Source organism: Neoroseomonas oryzicola (assembly GCF_012163135.1).
GTDB lineage: Bacteria > Pseudomonadota > Alphaproteobacteria > Acetobacterales > Acetobacteraceae > Neoroseomonas > Neoroseomonas oryzicola.
On record NZ_JAAVUP010000002.1, the window covers coordinates 805,001 to 819,845 of the forward strand.

At 72.3% G+C, this 14,845-nt stretch carries 16 protein-coding genes and 1 tRNA gene; 12 read left to right on the top strand and 5 right to left on the bottom strand.

Going from position 1 to position 14,845, the window contains the following annotated elements:
* Position 1 precedes the first annotated feature (1 nt).
* Positions 2 to 1,228 (bottom strand): tyrosine--tRNA ligase, encoded by a 1,227-nt coding sequence (gene tyrS, locus GWK15_RS10355; protein ID WP_168041204.1) that lies wholly within the window; start codon positions 1,226 to 1,228, stop codon positions 2 to 4.
* A 67-nt stretch (positions 1,229 to 1,295) separates the two neighbouring features.
* Here tyrS and GWK15_RS10360 point away from each other — a divergent pair, with 67 nt between their 5' ends.
* The gene (locus GWK15_RS10360) at positions 1,296 to 2,390 is read left to right on the top strand and encodes an anhydro-N-acetylmuramic acid kinase (protein WP_209442155.1); all 1,095 of its coding nucleotides are present in this window, start codon (positions 1,296 to 1,298) and stop codon (positions 2,388 to 2,390) included.
* A gap of 50 nt (positions 2,391 to 2,440) precedes the next feature.
* Positions 2,441 to 3,499: a site-2 protease family protein gene (locus tag GWK15_RS10365; protein WP_168041206.1), complete on the top strand. Its 1,059-nt coding sequence runs from the start codon at positions 2,441 to 2,443 to the stop codon at positions 3,497 to 3,499.
* A gap of 105 nt (positions 3,500 to 3,604) precedes the next feature.
* On the opposite strand, the gene GWK15_RS10370 is transcribed toward GWK15_RS10365, so the two are convergent.
* Positions 3,605 to 4,498: a dihydrodipicolinate synthase family protein gene (locus tag GWK15_RS10370; protein ID WP_168041207.1), complete on the bottom strand. Its 894-nt coding sequence runs from the start codon at positions 4,496 to 4,498 to the stop codon at positions 3,605 to 3,607.
* Between the two features lie 4 nt (positions 4,499 to 4,502).
* Positions 4,503 to 5,462 (bottom strand): tripartite tricarboxylate transporter substrate binding protein, encoded by a 960-nt coding sequence (locus tag GWK15_RS10375; RefSeq protein WP_168041208.1) that lies wholly within the window; start codon positions 5,460 to 5,462, stop codon positions 4,503 to 4,505.
* Between the two features lie 104 nt (positions 5,463 to 5,566).
* On the opposite strand from GWK15_RS10375, the gene GWK15_RS10380 reads away from it, so the two are divergent.
* The 3 genes from GWK15_RS10380 (at position 5,567) to GWK15_RS10390 (ending at position 7,949) form a co-directional block, all read left to right on the top strand.
* On the top strand, positions 5,567 to 6,475 hold the full coding sequence (locus GWK15_RS10380; protein ID WP_168041209.1) for a LysR family transcriptional regulator: 909 nt from the start codon (positions 5,567 to 5,569) through the stop codon (positions 6,473 to 6,475).
* A gap of 89 nt (positions 6,476 to 6,564) precedes the next feature.
* Positions 6,565 to 7,428, top strand: a complete 864-nt coding sequence (locus GWK15_RS10385) for an alpha/beta fold hydrolase (protein ID WP_168041210.1) — start codon at positions 6,565 to 6,567, stop codon at positions 7,426 to 7,428.
* Positions 7,425 to 7,949 (top strand): GlcG/HbpS family heme-binding protein, encoded by a 525-nt coding sequence (locus GWK15_RS10390; RefSeq protein ID WP_209442109.1) that lies wholly within the window; start codon positions 7,425 to 7,427, stop codon positions 7,947 to 7,949. Before GWK15_RS10385 ends, GWK15_RS10390 begins: the two co-directional genes overlap by 4 nt.
* A gap of 169 nt (positions 7,950 to 8,118) precedes the next feature.
* Here GWK15_RS10390 and GWK15_RS10395 read toward each other — a convergent pair whose 3' ends face one another.
* The gene (locus GWK15_RS10395; protein WP_168041211.1) at positions 8,119 to 8,787 is read right to left on the bottom strand and encodes an alpha/beta hydrolase; all 669 of its coding nucleotides are present in this window, start codon (positions 8,785 to 8,787) and stop codon (positions 8,119 to 8,121) included.
* Positions 8,788 to 9,172: 385 nt separating this feature from the next.
* Here GWK15_RS10395 and GWK15_RS10400 point away from each other — a divergent pair, with 385 nt between their 5' ends.
* The 7 genes from GWK15_RS10400 to GWK15_RS10430 all read left to right on the top strand — a co-directional run bounded on the left by GWK15_RS10400 (position 9,173) and on the right by GWK15_RS10430 (position 14,196).
* Positions 9,173 to 9,661, top strand: coding sequence for an Rrf2 family transcriptional regulator (locus tag GWK15_RS10400; protein ID WP_168041212.1), 489 nt, complete (start codon positions 9,173 to 9,175; stop codon positions 9,659 to 9,661).
* A complete protein-coding gene (locus GWK15_RS10405) occupies positions 9,636 to 10,754 on the top strand; it encodes a cysteine desulfurase family protein (RefSeq protein WP_168041213.1) in 1,119 nt (372 codons plus the stop codon). Before GWK15_RS10400 ends, GWK15_RS10405 begins: the two co-directional genes overlap by 26 nt.
* Before the next feature lie 17 nt (positions 10,755 to 10,771).
* Positions 10,772 to 11,962 carry a cysteine desulfurase family protein gene (locus tag GWK15_RS10410; RefSeq protein WP_168041214.1) on the top strand — a complete coding sequence of 397 codons (1,191 nt, stop codon included), beginning with the start codon at positions 10,772 to 10,774 and terminating at the stop codon, positions 11,960 to 11,962.
* Between the two features lie 2 nt (positions 11,963 to 11,964).
* Positions 11,965 to 12,294, top strand: coding sequence for a ferredoxin family 2Fe-2S iron-sulfur cluster binding protein (locus GWK15_RS10415; protein ID WP_168041215.1), 330 nt, complete (start codon positions 11,965 to 11,967; stop codon positions 12,292 to 12,294).
* Between the two features lies 1 nt (position 12,295).
* Positions 12,296 to 13,000 (top strand): thiaminase II/PqqC family protein, encoded by a 705-nt coding sequence (locus GWK15_RS10420; RefSeq protein ID WP_168041216.1) that lies wholly within the window; start codon positions 12,296 to 12,298, stop codon positions 12,998 to 13,000.
* Entirely contained in the window at positions 12,997 to 14,100 is a 1,104-nt protein-coding gene (gene mnmA / locus GWK15_RS10425; RefSeq protein ID WP_168041217.1) for a tRNA 2-thiouridine(34) synthase MnmA, read from the top strand. Before GWK15_RS10420 ends, mnmA begins: the two co-directional genes overlap by 4 nt.
* Positions 14,101 to 14,119: 19 nt before the next feature.
* Positions 14,120 to 14,196, top strand: a tRNA-Met gene (locus tag GWK15_RS10430).
* 72 nt (positions 14,197 to 14,268) lie between these two features.
* Here GWK15_RS10430 and GWK15_RS10435 read toward each other — a convergent pair.
* Positions 14,269 to 14,736 (bottom strand): YybH family protein, encoded by a 468-nt coding sequence (locus tag GWK15_RS10435; RefSeq protein ID WP_168041218.1) that lies wholly within the window; start codon positions 14,734 to 14,736, stop codon positions 14,269 to 14,271.
* Between the last annotated feature and the right edge of the window lie 109 nt (positions 14,737 to 14,845).

Genomic DNA, 14,845 nt, shown 5'->3' on the forward strand with positions numbered 1-14,845 from the left:
CTCAGCCCGCCCGCACCAGCACGTGCCGCTTGCGCCCGGCTGACAGCTTCGCCGCGCCGTCCTGCAGGTCGGCCGGCGTGACGGTCAGCGCGATGTCGGTCACCACCGCGTCGTTCAGGCGCAGGCCGTTCTGCGCGATCAGCCGACGCGCCTCGCCCTTCGAAGCGGCCAGCCCCGCCTGCACCACCAGGTCCACGAAGGGGGAGGGCAGGGCCGAGGTGATGGAGGGCAGGCTGTCGGCCGCCGCCCCTTCCTCGAAGGCGCGGCGCGCGGTCTCGGCGGCGGCCTCGGCGGCGGCGCGGCCATGCAGCAGGGCGGTCGCCTCGGTCGCCAGCACCTTCTTCGCGTCGTTCACCTCGGCACCCTGCAGCGCACCCAGGCGGCGGACCTCGTCCATCGGCAATTCGGTGAAGAGGGCGAGGAAGCGGCCGACATCCGCATCCTCGGTGTTCCGCCAGAACTGCCAGTAGTCGTAGGGCGACAGGCGGTCGGGGTTGAGCCACACCGCGCCGGCGGCGGTCTTGCCCATCTTGGCACCCGAGGCCGTAGTGAGCAGCGGTGTCGTCAGCACATGCGCGTGCCCGCCCGCCATGCGGCGGATGAGCTCCGCTCCCATGACGATGTTGCCCCACTGGTCCGACCCGCCCATCTGCAGCACCGCGCCGTGGCGGCGGTGCAGTTCCAGGAAGTCGTAGGATTGCAGCAGCATGTAGTTGAACTCGAGGAAGGAGAGCGAATGCTCCCGCTCGAGCCGCAGCTTCACGCTGTCCATGGTCAGCATGCGGTTGACGGAGAAATGCCGGCCGACGTCGCGCAGGAACGGGATGTAGCGCAGCTCGTCGAGCCAGGCGGCATTGTCGAGCATCATCGCGCCGCCGTTGAAGTCGAGCAGCGCGTCGAAGGTGCGGCGGATGCCGGCCTTGTTGGCCTCGATGACCTCCTCGGTCAGCAGCTGCCGCGCCTCGTCCTTGCCGGAGGGATCGCCGACCTTGGTCGTGCCGCCGCCGATCAGCGCGATCGGCCGCCCGCCGGTCTTCTGCAGCAGGCGTAGCAGCATGGTCGGCATCAGGTGGCCGACATGCAGGCTGTCGGCCGTGCAGTCGTAGCCGATATAGGCGACGAGGCCCCCCTTCAGCAGCGCGGCATCCAGTTCCGCCTCGTCCGAGGTCTGGTGGATGTAGCCGCGTTCCTTGGCAATGCGCAGGAAGTCGCTCTTGGGGCCGCTCATCGTGCTGTCCTGGGTCTCCGGGGGGCTTTCGCCGGAAGGGCTGGGGGGCTAGCACGTCGAAGGCATGCTGAGAACCATCGGGCTCATGAGCGGGACCTCGCTGGACGGGGTGGACGCCGCCTATCTGGAGACGGACGGGGAGGTCATCGGCCGGCTCGGCCCGCGGCTGACCCTGCCCTATGACCCGAAGCTGCGGCGGCAGCTGCGCGGCCTGCTCGACCGCGCCGAGACGCTGGCCGAGAACGATCCCGAACTGATCGACGCCGTCCGGCGCCTGACCGACCGCCACGCCGAGGCGGTGGAAGCCCTGGGGCTCGAGGCCGACCTGATCGGGTTCCACGGCCAGACCATCCTGCACCGGCCGCCGGTCGTGGGGCGGAACTACCAGCCCTTCACCTGGCAGGTGGGGGATGCGACGTCGCTCGCGCGGCGCACGGGCATGACGGTCGCCTACGATTTCCGGTCCGCCGACGTGGCGGCCGGCGGGCAGGGGGCGCCGCTGGTGCCGGTCTTCCACCGCGCGCTCGCCGCGCCACTGCCCAAGCCGCTCGCGATCCTGAACCTCGGCGGGGTGGGCAACGTCACCTGGCTGGGGCCGGAGGGCGAGATGCTCGCCTTCGACACCGGGCCGGCCAACGGGCCGCTCGACGACTGGGCGCGCAAGCATACCGGCAAGGACTACGACGCTGCGGGCAAGCTCGCGCTCGCGGGGCAGGCCGATGGCGCGGTCCTGGGGCGGCTGATGGCCCATCCCTACCTGACGGCGCCGCCGCCGAAATCGCTCGACCGGCTGGACTTCGACCGGGCGCTGAAGGAAGCCGGGGCGGCGGAACTCTCGGCCGCGGACGGCGCGGCGACGCTGTGTGCCTTCTGCGCGGTCTGCGTCGCGGCGGCCGCCCGGCTGTTCCCCGAACCGCCGCTGCAATGGCTGGTCGCCGGCGGCGGGCGACGCAACCCCGCGATCATGCGGGCCTTGCAGGGCGCGCTCGAAGAACCCGTCCGGGCCGTCGAGGTCGCTGGCTGGGACGGGGATGCGCTCGAGGCCCAGGCCTTCGGGCTGCTCGCCGCGCGGGTGGCGCGCGGGCTGCCCATCACCTTCCCCGGCACGACCGGCGCGCCGCGGCCGCTGACGGGCGGGCGGATCGTGGGGTCGCTGCTGTAGCGCGGGACGCGCGAACGCATGGAAGCCGCCGCACGGCGGCAGGAGTGAGCATGGCCTGGTCCTTCCCCATCGCGACCGTGCGCGGGACGGTCATCCGGATCCACGTTACCTTCTTCCTGCTGCTGGCCTGGATCGGCGCCATGCATGCGCGCGAAGGCGGCCTCGCCGAGGCCGTCTCCGGCATGGTCTTCGTCTGCCTGGTCTTCGCCTGCGTCGTGCTGCATGAGCTCGGCCACGCCGCCGCCGCGCGGCGCTACGGGATCGCCACGCCCGACATCACCCTGCTGCCGATCGGCGGCCTCGCGCGGCTCGAGCGCATCCCGGAGGAACCCTGGCGCGAGATCGCGATCGCGCTCGCCGGACCCGCGGTGAACCTCGTCATCTGCCTGGCGCTGGCGGCTATCCTCGGCGGCGTTCCGTCCCCGCAGGAAGGTCTGATGGTCGAGGATGCGCGGTCGGACATCCTCGCGCGGCTGTTCTGGGTGAACGCCTTCCTGCTGCTGTTCAACCTGATCCCGGCCTTCCCGATGGATGGCGGGCGGGTGCTGCGGGCGGTGCTCGCCTTCCGCATGAGCCACCGGGACGCGACGCGGGCGGCGGCGAATGTCGGGCAGGGGGTGGCGATCCTGCTGGGCTTCCTCGGGCTGTTCGGCTCGCCGATCCTGATCTTCATCGCGCTGTTCGTCTGGCTCGGCGCCGCGGGCGAGACGGCGGAGGAGGACCTGCGCGCCGCGACGCGCAGCCTCGCGGCCGAGGATGCGATGGAGACGCGCTTCGAGGCCCTGCCGCCCGAAGCCGATGTCGGTGCGGCGGCCGAGGCGCTGCTGCGCACGCCGCAGCGGGACTTCCCGGTGGTGGACGGCACGGGACGCATCCTGGGCCTGCTGACGCGCGATGCGATCATCCACGCGCTGCGCGCGACCGGGCCGAGCACGCCGGTCGCGGATGCGATGCAGGACGTGCCGCGCGTGAAACGGGGCGTGCCGCTGAACGAGGCGCTGAAGACGCTGGCGGCGGCGCCGGCGGTGGCGGTGGAGGACGGCGAGGGGCGGCTCGCCGGGCTGCTGACGCCGGCGAACGTGGCCGATCTGATTGCGCTGAAGGGGTAGGGCGGGGGGAGAAGGGAACTTCTCCCCCCGAAACCCCCCTCAACCTTCCTTGGAACCAAGAAACAAAGAAGGGAGGGGGCTCGGGGGAGGTTCTCCTCCCCCGACCTACAACGCCGGCAGCCCCCGCCCGAGCCGTTCCAGGATCTCCACCCCCAGCGGATGCGGCTCCACGCAGGGTCGGCGCCCGTGCGGCGGCGCGATCCCCGCGCGCTTCGCGAAGAACGGCTTGCCATAGGCCGCGAAGTGCTCGGCCGTGCGGGGCATCATCATGAAGGTCGCGAGCGGCAGCACGCTCCGATGCAGCGCCTCTGCCGCCTCCTCGTCGCCCGCGTCCATCAGGTTCCAGATGCGTGCCTGCACGTCCGCGACATCGGGGGCGGGGATCATCCCGGCGCAGCCGATGCGATGCGTGTCCGTCAGCTCGAGCCCGGCGAGGCCGTTGAAGATCGCGAATGCGCCCTCGGTCTCCTCGATCAGCCGCTTCACGTAAAGGATCGGGCCCTCACCCTTCATCATGCGGAACTGCGGATGCGCGCGGTTCAGCGTGCGCAGCGCGGAGGCCGACAGCGCGACATCCATCATCGCCGGGTTGTTCTGCGGGCCGCAGGGGATCGACACGCCTTCGGCGAGCGCGCCCATGAAGCGGACCAGCGCGGCCTCGTTCATGCCGGCCATCTGCGGCGGCTGCAGGATCAGCCAGGCGGCGCCGGCGGCCTCGGCCGCCCGGCAGACCTCGAGCGCCGCGGCGACGCCGGCCTCGTTGACGGTGACGGCGACCGGCACGCGGCCGGCCACGTCCTCGAGCACCCAGTCGATGATGGTGCGGCGTTCGACCAGCGTCAGCTTGTGGAACTCGGTGACCAGGCCGAGCACCGCGATGCCGTGCGCGCCGCCGCGGATGCAGGCCTCGACCTGCGCGCGCATCGCGGCGCGGTCGAGCCGTTCCTGCGCATCGAAGAAGGCGTAGAGGATCGGCCAGACGCCGCGGAACTGCGCCACCGCGTCACTCCTTCCAGGGATGCTGCGCCCAGAGCGCCTGGTAGCGCGTGCGCAGCGCGATCAATTCGGCGCGGTAGGGCTCGGGGCCGAGGAAGCGCAGCGGCAGGTTCTGCTGCGCGGCGAGCGCCTTGAACTCGGCATCGTCCACCGTGCGCCGGACGGAAAGGGCGAGGCGCTCCATCACCTCGGGCGGCATCCCCGCCGGGGCGGCCATGCCGCGCATCGAGCCCTCGACGATGTCGAGGTTGAATTCCTTGAGCGTCGGCACCTCGGCCGCCGGTTCCCAGCGCGTCGCGCCCATCTGCACCAGGGGCCGGATGACGCCCTGGCGCCATTCGTTGATGCCCTCGGCCATGTTCATCACGGCGAGCGGAATCGCGCGTGAGAGCAGGTTCTGCTTCACCTGCGCCGAGCCGGCGAAGGGGATGTGCAGGAACTGCGTGTTCGTCGCCCGCTCGATGGCGAGCATCGCGAGGTGGTCGTCCGACCCGATGCCCGTCGTCCCGTAGCCCACCGCGCCCGGCCGCGCCCGCGCGGCGGCGAGCATGCCCTGGAAGTCGCGCATCGGGTTGTCGTTCAGCACCCAGATCCCGCCCGGGTCGTCGACGATGTTCGCGATCAGCGCGAAGTCGTCGAGGCTGAAGCGCGCGCGCCGCTCGATCGGCACGGTGACGATGGAGGGCGTGTTGATGAAGCCGATCGTGTAGCCGTCGGGCCGCGCGCGGGCGAGTTCGGAGAAGCCGATCTCGCCCCCGGCGCCGGGCCGGTTCAGCACCACCACCGGCTGGCCGAGGTCCTTTTCCATGAAGCGCGCGATGGTGCGCGCCGCGGTGTCCGTCCCGCCGCCGGCGGCATAGGCGACGATCATGGTGATCTGCCGGTCCGGCCGCCAGCCGCCCTGGGCGCGGGCGATGGCAGGCACGGCGAGTGCGGCGGCGATCATGCCGCGGCGGGTGGCGTTCATGTCGTTGTTTCCTCCCGGGATCGGTCGCTGCACGATGCACGGGCGCCGGGCGGCCGCCTAGGGGGCCGCGCGCGGCGCGCCGCCGTGATGGGCCTGCCGACCGGATGGATCGCCTCGACACCCTTGCCGTCTTCGTCGCGGTCGCCGAGCAGGGCGGCTTCGCGGCGGCCGCGCGGCTGCTGCAGCGCTCGCCCGCGGCGGTGACGCGTGCGGTCGCGGACCTCGAGGACCGGCTGAAGGTGCGGCTGCTGCAGCGGACGACGCGCGCCGTCTCGCTGACCGAGGCTGGGCAGCGTGCGCTCGAAAGCGCGCGGCGGATCCTCGCGGGGATGGAGGAACTCGACGCCGTCACCGAGGATGTCGCGGCGCTGCACGGCAGCGTCGCGGTGACGGCGCCGACCATGTTCGGCCGGCTGCACGTGCTGCGGCTGGTGCAGGGCTTCCTCGTCCAGCACCCGGGCGTGGCGGTGCGGCTGATGCTGCTCGACCGCGTGGTCTCGCTGGCGGATGAGGGTCTCGACCTCGCCGTGCGCATCGGCGCGCTGCCCGACAGCGCGCTGCGCGCGACCAGGCTCGGGGAGGTGCAGGAGGGGATCTACGCCAGCCCCGCCTACCTCGCCGCCCATGGGCGGCCGGAGGCGCCGCGCGACCTCGCCGGCCACGCGGTGATCGCCTGCACGGCGCTGGCGCCGGTGCCGGACCGCTGGACCTTCCCCGGCGCGGCCGTCGTGGTGGTGGCGCCGCGGCTGGTGGTGAACACGCCGGATGCGGCGGTGGACGCCGCGGTTGCGGGGCTCGGCCTCGCCAACCTCGTCTCCTACCAGGCGGCCGCGCATGTCGCGGCGGGGCGGCTGCGGCGGGTGCTTTCCGCCCATGCGCCGCCGCCCGAGCCCGTGCATCTGGTCTATGCGCCGACGCGCCACCTGTCGCGACGCGTGCGGCTGCTGCTGGACCATCTGGCGGACGGGTTGCGGCGCGACTGCGCCGCCATTGCGCGGATGGCAACAGAGTAGCGCGGCGCGCGCGCATTCAGCCGCGGCGGCGGCCGGCGCATCTGCCGGGCGCACACCGGCATCGCGCCGGTGACCAAGGAGCACCCCGCATGACCATCCGCCATCGCCGCACCCTCGTGGACGGCGTCGAGATCTTCTCCCGCGAGGCCGGCGACCCGGCCAACCCCACCATCCTGCTGCTGCACGGCTTCCCGACCTCCTCGCACATGTACCGCAACCTGATCCCGCGCCTCGCCGACCGCTGGCACGTCGTGGCGCCCGACCTGCCGGGCTTCGGGTTTTCCGGTGCGCCGGCGCGCGAGGCCTTCGCCTACCGCTTCGACGCCATCGCGCGGCTGGTCGAGCGCTTCACCGAGACCATCGGCCTCACCCGCTTCGCGATCATGGTCTTCGACTACGGCGCCCCGGTCGGCTTCCGCCTGGCGCTGCGGCACCCCGAGCGGATCGCCGCCATCGTCACCCAGAACGGCAACGCCTATCGCGAGGGTCTGAGCGAGGGGTGGAACCCGATCCAGGCCTATTGGCAGGCGCCGAGCGAGGCCAACCGCGCCGCGCTGCGCGGCTTCCTCGCCCCCGAGACGACGCGCTGGCAGTACGTCCATGGCGCGCATGACGAGAGCCTGGTCGCGCCCGAGGCCTGGACGCTCGACCAGGCGCTGCTCGACCGGCCCGGCAATGCCGAGATCCAGCTGGACCTCTTCCTCGACTACCGCTCGAACGTCGAGCTCTATCCGGAGATCCAGTCCTACCTGCGCACCCACCGCCCGCCGCTGCTCGCGGTGTGGGGGCGCAACGACCCCTTCTTCCTGCCCGCCGGCGCCGAGGCCTTCCGGCGCGACGTGCCGGGGGCGGAGGTGCATCTGCTCGACGCCGGGCATTTCGCGCTGGAGACCCGGGGCGAGGAGATCGCCGCCCTGGTGCGGAATTTCCTCGGCCGGGTGCACGCGGCGTGAGGGCGGCCGCAATGGCGCTGCGGGTCGCCCTGCGCCTCGCGGTGCTGCTGCTGTCCGCGCAGCCGGCCATGGCGCAGGTCCGGCATGGCGAGGGGCAATTGCCCCTCGCCCTCGCCATCGAGGCGGCGCAGGAGGCGGTCCGCGCCTGCGAGGCGCAGGGCTGGCCGGTCTCGGTCTCGGTCGTCGACACGGCGGGCGTGCTGCGCCTGCAGGCGCGCGGCGACCACAGCACGATCCACACGGAGCAGAGCAGCTTCCGCAAGGCCTATACGGTGGTCACGCTCGGGCCGGTCTTCGGCTTCGCGACCAGCGGGGAGTTCGCCGGCCTGGTCGCGCGCAGCCCCGCGGGGCCGGCGCTGGTCTCGCTGCCGAACATCCTGCCGCTGGCCGGTGGCGTCGCGATCCGGCGGGGCGAGGAGATCATCGCCGCCATCGGCGTCGGCGGCGCGCCGGGGGGCGAGCGGGACGAGGCCTGCGCCCGCGCGGGCCTGGCGCGGATCGCGGGGCGGCTCGGCCCGTGACGTGATCCGGATCGCTGCGCCGGCCCCGTGGCTGGCGCAGCCTGCGATGCGGAGGTTCCCCGGGCGGCTTGCCGCCTGCTCCCGGTGCCCGCCAGGCGCCGCAAAAAGCGAAGGGCCGCCGGTCTGCCCGGCGGCCCTCCCGTGAGGCCGATGCGATTGCGTCGGTGTCTCAGTCGGCGGCGAGCGCCATCCGGCTGCGGTTCAGCACGCCCATGACGTGGTCCTCGGCGGCGTCCACGACCTTGTCGGTCTGCTCGGGCGTGTAGACGTGCCCTGCACCCGGCATCACGCGATAGTCGATGGTGATGCCCTTCTGGGTGTTCAGCTTGTCGACCAGCTTGCGCACCGACGGCTCGGGCACGAGTTCGTCGTCCGCGCCGTGGAAGATCAGCCCGTTGCACGGGCAGGGCGCGAGGAAGCCGAAATCGTAGTGGCTGGCCGGGGCGCTGATGGAGATGAAGCCGCCCATCTCGGGCCGCCGCATCAGCACCTGCATGCCGACGTAGGACCCGAAGGAATACCCCGCGACCCACAGCATCGAGGCGTTCGGGTTGACCGCCTGGAGGAAGTCGAGGCCCGCGCAGGCATCCGACACCTCGCCGATGCCGCCGTCATAGCGACCCTGGCTGCGGCCGACGCCACGATAGTTGAAGCGGAGGACCGAGAAGCCCATCGCCTGGAAGCGCTGATAGAGGGAGTAGGTGACCCGGTTGTTCATGGTCCCGCCGTGCAGCGGGTGAGGGTGGAGGATCAGGGCCACCGGGGCATTGGGTCGTTTCGCGTGATGGTATCGTCCTTCGAGCCGGCCATCCGGCCCGGCGAACATGACCTCGGGCATCGTGCGTTCAATCCAATGCGGTTGCGTCGGGCTCGTCGCTCTGCCGCGCCTGCTGGCGCGACGAAGCCAGAGCAGCGGGCCCGCCGCAGTTTGGGGAACCTCATCGACGGTGCGGGGGCACCGCCACGAACACGGCGCGACCGACGGATTCTTGACCGTCCTGGTCGGAAATTCTACCCTGCTCCGCGCAACGAAGACGTCTGCGGAGTGGTCCTAAACCCTTCGACATCAAAGAGTTTTCTGCCGTGGTGCCCCGGGAGAGGTTCCCGTCTCCCCGAGGACCGCCGGAATATAGGTAGGCCGGTCGGATTTTCATAACAGAATCACTATCTGGTTCCCATGTGCCGGGCGTGAACCAGGGTTGCTGCAAGAGCGGAGTAGGCGAATGCGACTGTCCACCCGCGGGCGATACGCCGTGATGGCGATGGTGGAGATGGCCGCCCGCGCGCGGCCCGGCGGCACCTGCGCCAATGGCCGTCCCGTCACCCTCACCGAGGTCGCGCAGGCCCAGCACCTGTCCGTGGCCTATCTCGAGCAGCTGTTCGGCCGGCTCCGGCGCGCCGGGCTCGTCGCCTCCGCGCGCGGTCCGGGCGGCGGCTACCGCCTGGCGCGACCGGCGACCGAGATCGCCATCGCCGAGGTGGTCGAGGCCGCCGACGAGCCGATCGTGGCGACGCGCTGCGAGGATGGCGGGCCGGGCTGCCTCGGCGGCGAGCGCTGCATCACCCACGACCTCTGGGCCGAGCTCGGCGACCAGATCCGGCTGTTCCTGCGCGGCATGACGCTGGCCGACGTGATCGACGGCAAAGTGATCGGCCGCGCCCAGCCGCCCGCCGGCCGGCCCGAGGATGCGCCGGCCCAGGCGGCGCAGTAGCGACGTGCTCCTGCTCGACGCCAACGCGACCGAGCCGCTGCGGCCCGAGGCGCGGGCGGCGGCCATCGCGGGACTCGACCTGCCGGGCAATCCGTCCTCGGTCCATGCGGAGGGGCGGGCGGCGCGGCGGCTGCTCGAGGACTCGCGCTCGGCCGTGGCGGCCGCCTTCGGCGCGCGGGCGCAGGATGTCGTCTTCACGGCCGGCGGGACGGAGGCGAATGCGCTGGCCGTTCGCGGGCTCGCGGTCGGCCGTCGCGTGCTCGCCGGTGCGACGGAACACCCCGCCGTGCTGCGCGCGGCGCCGGGCGCCACGCCGCTGCCGGTGCTGGCGGACGGGACCGTCGACCTCGCCGCGCTGGAAGCCGCGCTGGCCGGCGGCGCCCCCGCCCTGGTCTGCCTGATGGCCGCGAACAACGAGACCGGCGTGCTCCACCCGATCGCCGCGGCCGCCGCCATTTGCCGCCGCCATGGCGCGCTGCTGCATGTCGATGCCGTCCAGGCGGCCGGGCGGGTCCCGGTCGCGCTGGGCGAGGCTGACAGCCTCGCGATATCGGGCCACAAGCTGGGCGGGCCGAAGGGGGCGGGGGCGCTGCTGCTGCGCCCGGGGTTGGACCTCCCGCCGATCTTCGCCGGGGGCGGACAGGAACGCGGCCGGCGCGGCGGGACGGAACCATTGCCCGCCATCGCCGGCCTCGCCGCCGCCGTCCGCGCCGCGGTTCCGGAAGGCGCCGGGCCGCTCGCGGCGCTGCGCGACGCGATCGAGGCGGCCATCGCCGCCATCGCCCCCGAGGTCCGCTTTCCCGGCCGCGAAGCGCCGCGGCTGCCCAACACCACCTCCATCCTGCTGCCTGGCGTGCCGGCGGAAACGCAGGTCATCGCGCTCGACCTGGCGGGCGTGCGGGTCTCGGCCGGGGCGGCCTGTTCCTCGGGCAAGGTCGCGGCGAGCCATGTCCTGGCCGCCATGGGCTTCGGGCCGGAGGCCGGATCGGCCATCCGCGTCTCGCTGCCCTGGAACGCGCCCGACGACGCGGCGGAGCGTTTCGTCCAGGCGTGGTCGGCCATGCGGTCGCGTCTCTCCCGCCGCGCCGCCTGAAGGGCCATCTTGACGCCATGACCGCCGGACCGAACCGCCCGATCTACCTCGACTGCCACGCGACCACGCCGGTCGACCCGCGCGTGCTCGCCGCCATGCGGCCCTGGTGGGAGGAGAACTTCGCCAACCCCGGCAGCGTCGAGCACGCCCTGGGCCGCGCGGCCGAGGAAGCGGTCGAGGAGGCGCGCGGATACGTCGCCGAACTGATCGGCGCGGATGCGAAGGAGATCATCCTCACCTCCGGCGCCACGGAATCGAACAACCTCGCCATCAAGGGCGCGGCGCGCTTCGCCGCGGCACAGGGTTCGGACCGCCGGCGCATCGTCACCGTGGCGACCGAGCACAAATGCGTCCTGGAGAGCGTGAAGGCGCTGGCCGGGGAAGGCTTCGAGCCGGTGATCCTGCCGGTCGACGCGAACGGGTTGCTGGACCTCGATGCGCTGCGGGCGGCGGTGGACGAGACCACGCTGCTCGTCTCGGTCATGGCGGTGAACAACGAGATCGGCGTGATCCAGGACCTCGCCGCGATCGGCGAGGTCGCGAAGGCCGCCGGCGCCCTGTTCCACACCGATGCCGCCCAGGCCGCCGGGCGCATCCCGCTCGACGTCGAGGAGATCCGCGCCGACCTGATGTCCCTCTCGGGCCACAAGATCTACGGGCCCAAGGGGATCGGGGCGCTCTATGTCCGCCGCCGGCCGCGGGTGCGGCTCGCGGCGCTGTTCTCGGGCGGGGGGCAGGAGCGGGGGCTGCGGTCCGGGACCCTGCCGGCGCCGCTCGTGGTCGGGTTGGGCGAAGCGGCGCGCATCGCCGCGATCGAGGGGATGCTCGATTCCGGGCGCATCGCCGGGCAGCGGGACCGTTTCCTCGAGGCGCTCACCGCCGCCGTGCCGGGCGTGGCGCTGAATGCGCCGGAGGCCCCCAAGGTGACCGGCAACGTCAACATCGCCTTCCCCGGGGGCGTCTCGGCCCAGGACATCATGGCCGCCGCGCCCATGGTCTGCGTCTCGACCGGGTCGGCCTGTTCCTCGGCCGAGGTCGAGCCCTCCTACGTTCTCAAGGCGATCGGGCTGGACGAATCGCGCGCCCGGGCCACCTTGCGGATCGGCATCGGACGCTTTACCTCGCCCGCCGATGTGGACCAGGCCTCCGCCCTGCTGGCGGAGGCGTGGTCCAGGGCAGTTTCCGGAACAAGCAGGGCGGCGGAGTAGCAATGCCGAAGATGGTGTTCGTCGAGCGCGACGGGACGCGCAAGGAAGTGGATGCGCCGCTCGGCCTGTCCGTGCTCGAGATCGCGCACCGCCATGGCATCGACATCGAGGGCGCCTGCGAGGGCTCGCTCGCCTGCTCGACCTGCCACGTGATCGTCGATCCGTCCTGGTTCACGAAGCTCGCCGCGCCGACCGAGGACGAGGAGGACATGCTCGACCTGGCCTTCGACCTGCAGGAGACCTCGCGCCTCGGCTGCCAGATCATCATGACCGAGAAGCTCGACGGGCTCGAGGTCAAGCTGCCCAAGGGCAGCCGCAACGCAGGCGGCTGACGTGGCGGGCGCGGCGCGCTGGGAGACCGATTTCGGCGCGCCGGGCGGCCTGTTCCGCCGGCTGCGCGCCGAGGCCGCCGAGGCCTGGTCGGGCTACACGTGGCATCCCTTCGTGCAGCGCCTGTCGGACGGCACGCTGCCGCTGCCGGCGTTTCGCACCTACCTGATCCAGGACTACCTGTTCCTGATCCACTTCGCCCGCGCCAAGGCGCTCGCGGTGGTGAAGGGCGAAAGCCTGCAGGCGATGCGCGACAAGGCGGCGGCCGTTCTCGCCATCCTCGACGAGACCAAGCTGCACCTGAAGTACTGCGCCGAATGGGGCCTGTCCGAGGGCGACGTCATCGCGACGCCCGAGAGCGCGGAGACGGTCTCCTATACGCGCTGGGTGCTCGACCGCGGGTTGTTCGGGGACATCCTCGACCTCGAGGTCGCACTGGTGCCGTGCACGGTGGGCTATGGCGAGGTGGCGCTGCGCATCCTCGCCGACCCCGCGCGCCAGGCCGAGGGCAACGCCTACCAGTCCTGGATCGACACCTACGGGTCCGAGGACTACCAGGCGATGGCCCGCGCCGCGGCCGCGCGCATCGACGCTCTGGGCGAAAGCCATGGCGGGACGGCGCGCTTCGGTCGGCTCGCCGCCGACTTCGCCGAAGCCGCACGGCTCGAGCAGCGCTTCTGGCAGCAGGGGCTGGATTTCGCCCGATGAGGATCCTCGTCGCCATGTCGGGCGGCGTCGATTCCTCGGTGGTGGCCGGGCTGCTGGCCGAGGAAGGCCACGAGGTCGTCGGCGCCACGCTGCAGCTCTATGACCATGGCGCGGCGGTGCAGAAGAAGGGCGCCTGCTGCGCCGGGCAGGACATCCATGATGCGCGCGACGTGGCCGACCGGCTCGGCATCCCGCATTACGTGCTGGACCGCGAGCAGGTCTTCCGCCGCGAGGTGATCGAGGATTTCGCCGACACCTATGCCCGCGGCGAGACGCCGGTGCCCTGCATCCGCTGCAACCAGACGGTGAAGTTCCGCGACCTTGTGGCGCTGGCGCGCGACCTGGGCTGCGAGGCGCTGGCGACGGGGCATTACGCGCGGCGCGTCGAAGGTCCTCAGGGCGCCGAGCTGCACCGCGCGGCAGACCCGGCGCGGGACCAGTCCTACTTCCTCGCCGCCACGACGCGCGACCAACTGGACTTCGCCCGCTTCCCGCTGGGCGGCATGGCGGACAAGGCGGCGGTGCGGGCGGTCGCGGCGCGGCTCGGCCTGCCGGTCGCCGAGAAGCCCGACAGCCAGGACATCTGCTTCGTGCCGGCTGGCCGCTACGATTCGCTGGTCGCGCGCCTGCGTCCGGAGGCGATGGAGCCCGGCGAGGTGGTCCATGCCGATGGCCGCGTGCTCGGCGCGCATGAGGGCATCGCGCGCTACACGGTGGGGCAGGGGCGGGGCCTTGGGCCGGCCTCCTGGGACGGTGACGAGCGGCTCTTTGTTGCCGGCGTCGATGCCGGGCGCCGGCGCATCCTGGTCGCGCCGCGCGGGTCGCTCGAGACGACGGCGGCGAGCGCCGGCGAGATGAACTGGCTGATCGACCCGCCGGCGGCGCCGCTGCGGTGCGAGGTGAAGCTGCGGGCGCGGGAGGTGCCGCGGCCGGCGCAGGTGGCCTGGGACGCCGGCGCAGGGCTTGCGCGGATCACGCTGGACGCGCCCGGCATCGTGGCGCCGGGGCAGGCCTGCGTGCTGTACGATGGCGATCGCGTCCTGGGCGGTGGCTTCCTGCGCGCGCCGGGATCGGTTGACACGGAGCGGGCCGCGGCCTAACTCGCGCTCCCGTTCGGATGGCGGCGTAGCTCAGCTGGTTAGAGCACGGCACTCATAATGCCGGGGTCAGCGGTTCAAGTCCGCTCGCCGCTACCATCCTTCCGGTTCCCGACATCGATGTCGTTCCGCACGGGGCGCCGGCTTCCGCCGCGGAGCCCCGCCGGCACTTCAGCGCGCCTTGATCGGCCGCTTGCCGTGGCTGTCCTGCGGCACGCCGCGGCCGAGCGACATGTGGCTGTGCACGCCGACCCAGCGCCCGTCCGGCTGCTTCTGCAGCACGATCGTCGCGCGGCCGGGACGGTCGAACTCACTGCCGTCCGGGTTCCAGCCGGTGCTGGTCCAGGGCGTGACGGCGATCGCCATCTTGCCGTCGGGCGAGGCCAGGATCTCGGTGTTCGCGATGTCGAAGGCGAAGTCCTTGGTGCGCGGCCAGACGTTGGACCATTGCGTGTCGGTCCAGGCCTGCCGGCTGCGTACCAGCTCCTGGAAGGTGCCGAAGATGATGATGTCGTCGTGCCAGAAGGGATAGGCGCTCTTGAAGTCGACCTCGCGCACGCAGGCGGCGAAGCGCTCGAGCCAGTCGGCGATCTCGGCGGTGGTGGCGGCGTCGGCCACCGGGATGGGCAGGTTGGTCATGGCGGGCGGATCCCTGTTCGCTCCCGCAGCGAAGGCCGCGGGCGACAATCGGTCAATGGTGCCCGCCGCAGCATGTCGCCGTGCCGGCATTGGGCTACCCTCGAGCATC